The organism is Pararhizobium sp. DWP1-1-3, assembly GCF_049896125.1.
Taxonomy (GTDB): Bacteria; Pseudomonadota; Alphaproteobacteria; order Rhizobiales; family Rhizobiaceae; genus Pararhizobium.
This window is the reverse complement of sequence record NZ_JAFCTR010000029.1, coordinates 19,979-28,012: the sequence shown is the minus strand read 5'-3', so window position 1 is coordinate 28,012 and position 8,034 is coordinate 19,979. Positions and strand designations below refer to the sequence as shown.

The 8,034-nt window shown below is 56.3% G+C and carries 3 protein-coding genes; 2 read left to right on the top strand and 1 reads right to left on the bottom strand.

The genetic code is table 11. The annotated features are described in order from the left end of the window. A partial coding sequence (locus tag ACP7BS_RS28995) for a hypothetical protein (RefSeq protein WP_426240860.1) occupies positions 1-390 on the bottom strand: 390 nt, incomplete at its 3' end. 114 nt (positions 391-504) lie between these two features. Between ACP7BS_RS28995 and ACP7BS_RS28990 the strand changes: the two genes are divergently transcribed. Both ACP7BS_RS28990 and ACP7BS_RS28985 read left to right on the top strand, forming a co-directional pair. Then, positions 505-6,078 (top strand): cadherin-like domain-containing protein, encoded by a 5,574-nt coding sequence (locus ACP7BS_RS28990; protein WP_426240859.1) that lies wholly within the window; start codon positions 505-507, stop codon positions 6,076-6,078. A 591-nt stretch (positions 6,079-6,669) separates the two neighbouring features. Continuing rightward, positions 6,670-8,031 (top strand): TolC family outer membrane protein, encoded by a 1,362-nt coding sequence (locus ACP7BS_RS28985; RefSeq protein WP_426240864.1) that lies wholly within the window; start codon positions 6,670-6,672, stop codon positions 8,029-8,031. The last annotated feature ends 3 nt before the right edge of the window (positions 8,032-8,034 follow it).

The following is an 8,034-nucleotide window of genomic DNA, read 5'->3' as shown; positions in this document are numbered from 1 at the left end:
TTCTCGCTGTCTGCCAACGGCACGGTGCTGACGGCTTCGGCCGGCGGCCAGACGGTGTTCACCGTCACCCTGTCGGACGCTGGAAGCGGCAGTTACGAGTTCGACCTCAAGGGCGTGCTTGATCATCCGGTCAAGGCATCGGGTGCCTCCAACGAAGACGTCCTGTCCTTCACCTTCACCTTCACCTTCACCGCCCGCGACGGCGACGGCGATATCGCCAAGAACACCTTCACCGTCGGTGTCATCGATGACAGCCCGGCAATCGGCAACCCAGAGACCGGCGCCCTGACTGAAAACGCGGTTCAGGTACCGCTCACCAATGCCAGCTTCGAGGCAACGTCGCTCGCCGCCGGTGAGCCGGGCGTCAATATCGACTTCACCAGAGGTCACTTCACCTATACCAGCCCGGTCGGATGGACGATCTCCAACGGTGTTGGTGGCCTTTTTGCACCGGCCGGTTCGATCGTTGCCGCGACGGGTCATGCCGGTGGAAATGTCGTATGGTTGCGCGAAGGCGCGATGCTGGCGCAGAACACCGGCGAGATCGTTGGCGAAGGCGAGATTTATACGGTCCGCCTGAATGTTGGCGATCGCACCGACCAGGATTGGCCGGGCGGAGTGGTCCGCATTGTCTTGACCAAAGGGGGCGACAGCTTCGTGTTGGCTTCGCAGGCATTGCCTGTCCCGGCGAACGGAAGCTGGACGCCGGTCGAACTCAATTCACCGGCTCTGACTGCAGCACAGGCTCTTACTTACGCGGGTTACCAGGTCCGCATCGAGGTCCAGCAAACGGCAGGGAACGGTAACCAGATTCTGATCGACAATGTCGAACTTTCGACGATGCCGGCGATGTCGGACACAGGCTCGCTGGCCATCAACTGGGGTGCCGATAACGATCCAGGACTGCGTTCTGTTGCCTTTGACGCCAGCCTGACAAACAACACGGAAGTCGCGACGGCCAATGGTCTGCTGAGATCCAACGGTGCGGCGGTCCTGCTGGTCCGCATCTCCGCTACCGAATTGATCGGTGTTGCGGATGACGACAACAATGGCGTGGTCGATGCAAACGGCCGCGTCATCTTCAGGGTGACTTTGGACGATGGTGCAACCACTACCGACAAGGGCACCTGGACCTTCAAGCTGCTCGACAATATCGACCACAGCGCAGCTGCAAACAATGCGAGCCTGGGATTGAGCTTCGGGTTCTCCGCCACCGACTCGGATGGAGACACAATCGGCGGCAAGAGCTTCACCGTCGCGCTGTCTGATGACAGCCCGGTCTTGGTTGGCCCGGTGACCACCGGCTTGACGCTCAATGAGGACGATCTGCAGTATGGAACGGATAGTTCGAAGGCAGCCCTCTCTGTAACGGGAACGCTGAATATCGATCTTGGTGCAGATGGTGGACGCGTGGCACTGAGTGCGAACGGCGCGGGCTGGGATGCTGGAAAATCGACGCTCTCAGCGCTGGATGGTTCGTGGAAGATCGTTGTCAACGGTGACGGCACCTACACCTTCACTCTGCTCAAGAACACCTTGTTGCATGGTCCGGACGCCACCAACGGTGAGAACCAGCTCAACCTGACGATCAACTACCTCGCGACTGATGGCGACGGCGATACCCTGCCGGGAACCTTCACGATCGGCATCATCGATGACGTTCCGGCCGTGATCGGCGCTGTCCAGACCGGCATAGTGTCTGAAACCGGCCTGCCGTTGGTCTCATCGACATTTGGCAGCCTCAACGTCGATCTCGGCGCGGACTACAAGAACAGCCATGCCAGCATCGGCTTGAACGGCAACGGTACCCCGATCATCAATCCGGGCCTGACGTCCGATGGCGTAGCGCTCGATTACATCGTGCGCACCACCAACGGTGTGGATCAGGAACTGGTTGCCTTCAAGCAGGGTGACCCCGCCGGTGCGACAAACCCGGTCTTCATCGTCGCCGTTCTGCACAATGGCAGCTTCGCGGCCACGCTCTATCAGAACATCGATCATGCGAACGGCAGCGACCCGCTGATCCTCAACATGTCGGCCCGTGTTTATGATGGTGACGGCGATTATGTCGATCGGGCGTTCGCGATCAACATTGTTGACGATGTGCCGGTGATCCTGGGGGCAGCCTCTGCTTCGAACCTTCTTGCCAACGGCGACTTTAAGGCCGGGGATTGGTCCCACGCCGAATACTGGGGTACCTGGACGACGGAAGACATCGGCTGGAAGATCGAGGGCACTGCGACCGGTCAGGCTGACGTCCGGCTTGAACGGATCGCCAGCGGCTATAGCGGCATGACCACGTCCAACAGCGCGCCGATGGTTGATCTTGGTGCGACGCCAGGCAATGTCGCCATTTCCCAGACACTCACCGGCTTGGCCGCAGGCAAGACCTATCAGGTGTCATTCGAGGCCGGATCACCAAACCCAGGTTCGTCCGGGCTTCAGGTCTATTGGAATGGTGCGCTTGTTCAGACTGTTGCCATGACCAATGAAATGAAAGTCATCACTATCGATCTGGTCTCGGCAGGGACTGCCGGAACGATTACATTCAAGGAGACAGGTGACCCGACTGACAATACAGGCACCTATCTCGCCAATATTGGTCTTCAAGAGGCCGGCGCGGTTGCAGCGCCGGTTGTCTCTGCACCGATGTCGGAAAACGAGACCATCACCGTACCGTTTGTCGAAGGTACTCACTTCCGGTTCGGCGCGGATAACGCGGGACACATTCAAGTTGGTACGGCATCCATCGCCGGCCCAGCCGGAATTGTCCTTCAGGCGCCAGCGATTGCCTATGCATCTGGCGGATTTGTCATCACGCCAGGCACTGCATTTGATGCGCTCGGCAAGGGTGAAATTGCCAAGATGACCATTCCCTACACCGTCATTGATGGTGACGGCGATAAGGTCGTGGGAAGCGTTGTGGTGACCGTTACCGGCACAAATGATGCTCCGGCGATCGATCTGGATACTTACACCTTCGGTCGCGATGCTGAGATTTTGGTGCACGAGCAGATGCCGATGCAATTTGTTTCCGAGGCCGTTCTCTCGGATATTGACTCGCCAAACCTTGAGTCAATGGAGTTGACGCTCCGCAATTTCCTGAATGGGGCAATGGAAGGGCTGGCGCTTAATGATAGGGCAAAGACAATAGCGGAGGATTCCGGTCTCGACGTCATCGAATACAATTCCGTCACGGGGATACTGAAGATCATCGGCTCCGCGCCGGTTGGCACCTATGAAGCCATCTTGAAGAACATCCTCTACGTGAATAACGACGAGAACACGACTGCTGGTGACCGGACTGTTACAGTTGTTGTCAATGACGGCATCGGCAATAGCGCAGAGCAGATTGCTACCCTTCATGTCACTGCCCTCAACGATGCGCCGACCATCGAGGGCGGCACCATGACGGCAGTTGTTGCTGAGGGCGGCAGCTTTACGCTGAGCCCTAACGAGCTCAAATACCATGACTGGGACGACAATGCCGCCGGTGTTACGTTCTTTGTATCCAACGTGTTGCACGGTACGATCACCAACGGCGGTGCCCCGGCGACATCGTTCACGGCGGCAGAGTTGGAGGCTGGACTTATCAGATTCAACCATGATGGCTCGGAAGGTTCTGCAGCATCGTTCAACGTGATGGTTGAAGACGGCAATGAAGACCAAAACGGCCCAGCACCGGCGGTTTTCCCGTTCAACCTGACGGTAACGCCGGTGAATGACGGGAAAGCCCCGATCACGCTGACCGATACGACCCAAACGGCTGGCGCGCCCAAGGTGGGTGATGTTCTGCAGGTGGCGCTTGGTGCCGATCCAGATGGTGAGAAGACGAATGTCGCCTATCAATGGCTTCGCGACGGGTCAACTATTACGAATGCCACCGGTGCGACCTACACGCTCGGAGCCTCCGATACGGGCCATGCGATTTCCGTGCGGGCGACCTATATCGATGGCCAAAGCTTCAGCGAAACCGTAACCAGTGTTGCAACGGCGGCTGTCGTTACGAACAATACTGCGCCCGATGCTGCAAACGATCGAGTTGTTACAAATCAGGGTTATGTTCAGATTCCAGATTGGGTACTGTTACTCAACGACAGCGATGCCGAACATAACAATCTCACAATCACCAATGCTTCTGGTGCCAGTGGGGGCCTGGTATTTGATGACAATGGCACTGTAAATTTCTGGGACTTTTTTGCCTCTGATAATGGCTCTTTCGGTTATGCCGTGTCAGATGGAACCTCTACAGACACCGCAACAGTAACTGTTGTCGATGATTATTCCGGCGCATTGGATGGCTCGTCCAATGCGGAAATTCTGATCGATGGTGACACCGGTACGTCGATATATGGCAAAGACGGTAATGATGTTTTGCTCGGAAACGGCGGCAACGATGATCTTTATGGTGGCGCAGGTAGCGACCGGCTATACGGCGGCAGTGGCGAAGATTGGCTTTTCGCCGATGCAAGTGATCTCGTTATCGATGGGGGGACTGGCACCGACACGCTCAAGATCGCCGGGAATTTCACCAGCGTGAGCGACGAGCAGATCGTCAATGTCGAAAGGGTTGATCTGACAGCCGCTGCAGTGCTGAACCTGACCAATCAAACGGAAGGCTTCAAAATTTTGGGGTCGTCCGGCATCGATACGATCACAGGTGGTACCGGAAACGATACAATCAATGGCGGTGGCGGCAACGACGTCATCAATCTCTCTGCGGCAAATACGGATCAGGACCAAATTCGCTTCGCTACCAATGCTGGTAGTGACACTGTGAATGGCTTTATCGCTGGGCGGGACAAGATTGCTTTCTTGGATGGAAATAGCCAAGGCGCAGTGAATTTTAACAATACGCTAGGCTCATCTGCAGGGGCCACATTGAACAGCGCCGATTTTAGAACGGCCACGAGTATAGCCGCCATTGGTCAGTCCTCCCATAATGACGTGATCGTAATAACAACGGCGCAGACCCAAGCTCAGATATTGGCGGCGTCGAGCACGGCCGGCAATTCTTATGTCGTAGTTTACAATAGTAACGCGGGTGCTGCTCAGATTTGGTTCGATACAGATTGGGGTACAGGTGGAGCGGCGAGCCGTTCGTTGATTGCCACGCTGAACGGGGTCACCGCTGCACAAGTTGCTGCATTGACCCGCGCGGATTTTGTTGCTTACAATAGCGCGACCGATCCCATCATCCTCGACCTCGACCACAACGGTTTTGCCTTCTCGTCGCTCGACCATGGCGTCACCTTCGACATCGACGCCGATGGCAAGGCTGACAAGGTGGCGTGGACCAGCACCGATGGCATCCTGGCTTATGATATTGATGGCAACGGCAAGATCGACAATGGTACCGAGATCTTCACGCCGAGCTTTGCCGGCGGCAACCATGCCGGTGGTGTGGCGGCTCTTGCCACGCTCGACAGCAATGGCGACGGCAAGATCGATGCTGACGACAATGCCTTCTCCAAGCTTTCGATCTGGATTGATGCCAACAACAACGGCATCAGCGATGCGGGTGAGCTGTCGAGCCTGGCTGACAACCATGTTGCCAGCATCTCGCTCTGTGCAACATCGGTGGACGGGCTGGAAGATGGCCAGTCGGTTCTTGCCGAGGGCACTTTCACCTTCGACAACGGTTCGAATGGTCATTTCATCGAAGTCGGTTTCGACACGATCGTCGGCGATGGCTCCTTCGGCACCGCAGGCGACGACATCCTGGCCGGTGGCCTGGCCCATATGACCATGATGGGCGGCGCCGGGGCGGATACCTTCGTTCTGGATAGTGATGCGTTCAAGGGGATCGATCTCGCCGACGTCATTACCGACTACAAGGCGGGTGAAGGCGACGTACTGGATGTTTCCAGCCTTCTCACCTCGCTGCTCGGTCATGATGCAAGCGAAGCGGATGCCTTGGCGAGCGTGAAGACGACGGTCAGCGGTGCGGATACCGTGGTCAGCGTCAATGACAATGGCGCTTGGCATGACGTGGCAGTCCTTCAAGACTACACATCGACCGTCAAGGTTCTTTACGATGACGATCACAACGCGACGGCAGTTTCCCATACCGTATAACTAACGAACGGTAACGGACTGTCTGAACATAGAAGCGCGGCGGAATCAACGGCCGCGTTTCCTAGCTGCATCAGGCTATTCGTGTCATCCCGAGTCCATTCCAAGATTCGATCTGTACAACGATATTTGATGAAAGAATTCAATAGTGGCGCAGAGTTACATGTCCGGCGTCCGTAAGGTCTCTGTTACGAAAATGCAACTATCCAAGGCGAAGAATCCGTCCGGATAGAATGGCCCAAAAATGGACAGGCTAAAAAAAAACAGTTGTCGTATGAATACGCCGGGGTGAGGCCGGTAAGGATTCTCCGTTTGGGCGTTCCTGGAGTTGAAATAAATATTAACCAGTCTTAGTCGGTGATTTTGTAATAGAAAAAATAGATATTTATATGACTTGCGAATCCTGAGGGTGGATAGCGACTATAAATGTTAATCCTGGGGTTTTTCCTCTTGGAATTCATGAGCGCTGTTCTTTAGAGCGGTAGCTCGATGCATGTCGGGGAGTTGGGGAAGTTGATGAAAAAAAGAAGCGGGCTGATCGCGGTTCTTTGTACAACCGTGGCGTTTGGTTTTGTTCCTGTTGCTGCAGAGGCGATGAGCCTGAAGCAGGCAATCGACAAGACGCTTAAGACCAATCCACAGATTCTGCAGGCGACGAAAAATCGCGAAGCCGTGGAGTTTGAACTGCGTCAGGCGCGGGGCCTGTACCTGCCGTCGATCGATCTGGAAGCAGGGGCAGGTAAGCGCCGCCTGGCGAGCCCGACCTCCGGTGGTCTGTCATCGGATCGCGACAGCCTCTCCCCGTCCGATGTCAGCTTGAGTATTACCCAGACCCTGTATGATGGCGGCGCACGGCGCGCCGAAGTCAATCGGCAGGCATCGCGCGTCGATGGCGCTTCGTTCCGGGTTCTTGAGAGATCCGAGTCTCTCGCACTTGAGGTCGTTCAAAGCTATCTGGAATATATCCTTCAGACCAAGATTGTTCAGGCTGCCAAGGATAATCTTGGTTTTCACCGGCAGATCCTCGGCGATATCAAGGACAGCATCAAGGGCGGTACTTTGACCGACGCCGACGGGCTGCAGGGCAACGAACGGCTGGAAGCGGCGAGCGCCCGTTTGATCGAGTCCAATCAGGAACTGGAGGCAACGAAAATCCGTTTCCTGAAAGTCGTTGGTGAGGCAATTTCCAACGTCGAGACCCCTGGCTCCGTTGCAAAGTTCCTGCCGCGCACGCTTGATGATGCGATCTTCATCGCAACGAAGAGCAGCCCGCGGATGTCATCTGCTGCTGCTGACATCGATGCTGCCGATGCCGGTGTGCAGGGCGCCCGGGCAAACTATCTGCCCAAGGTCAATCTGGAGGCAAGCGCCAGCACTGGCGATGACATAAACGGCGATTACGGCAATACCAATGATTTGCAGGCGCGCGTCGTCGCTCGCTGGAATCTGTATCGTGGCGGGATCGACATCGCGCGGGAACAGGAGCAAATCCGCCGCGCAAGCGAGCAGCGTGAAGTTCTTCACGAGACCCATCGCGAAGTCGAGGAGTCCGTCCGGTCGGCTTGGAACGAGCGCAAGAGCCGCGGTGAACTTGCCGCTGCCCTGTCCCGGCAGTCCAAGACGAATGCACAGCTGGTTTCCTCATACCGTGAACAGTTCCGGGTCGGTCAGCGGTCGCTGCTGGACGTGCTGGATGCGCAGAACACGCGCTTCAATACCAGCGTTCTCTCCGACACAGCCCGCCTCGCGGCGCTGTTCGCAGAGTATAAAATTCTCGCCGCATCTGGAAAGCTTGTGGCAACGATGGGCCTGAAGCCGATGGATCAGGGTGCTGAATATGCCCGCCAGGAGTTTGGTGTTCCTGCCACCGTTCAGGACGCAAATTATGTCGAGCTTGATTCCCATCAAAGCGCTGATATGCCGTTCGATCTTCTCGCGCCCATTCGGTCCCAGTAACAA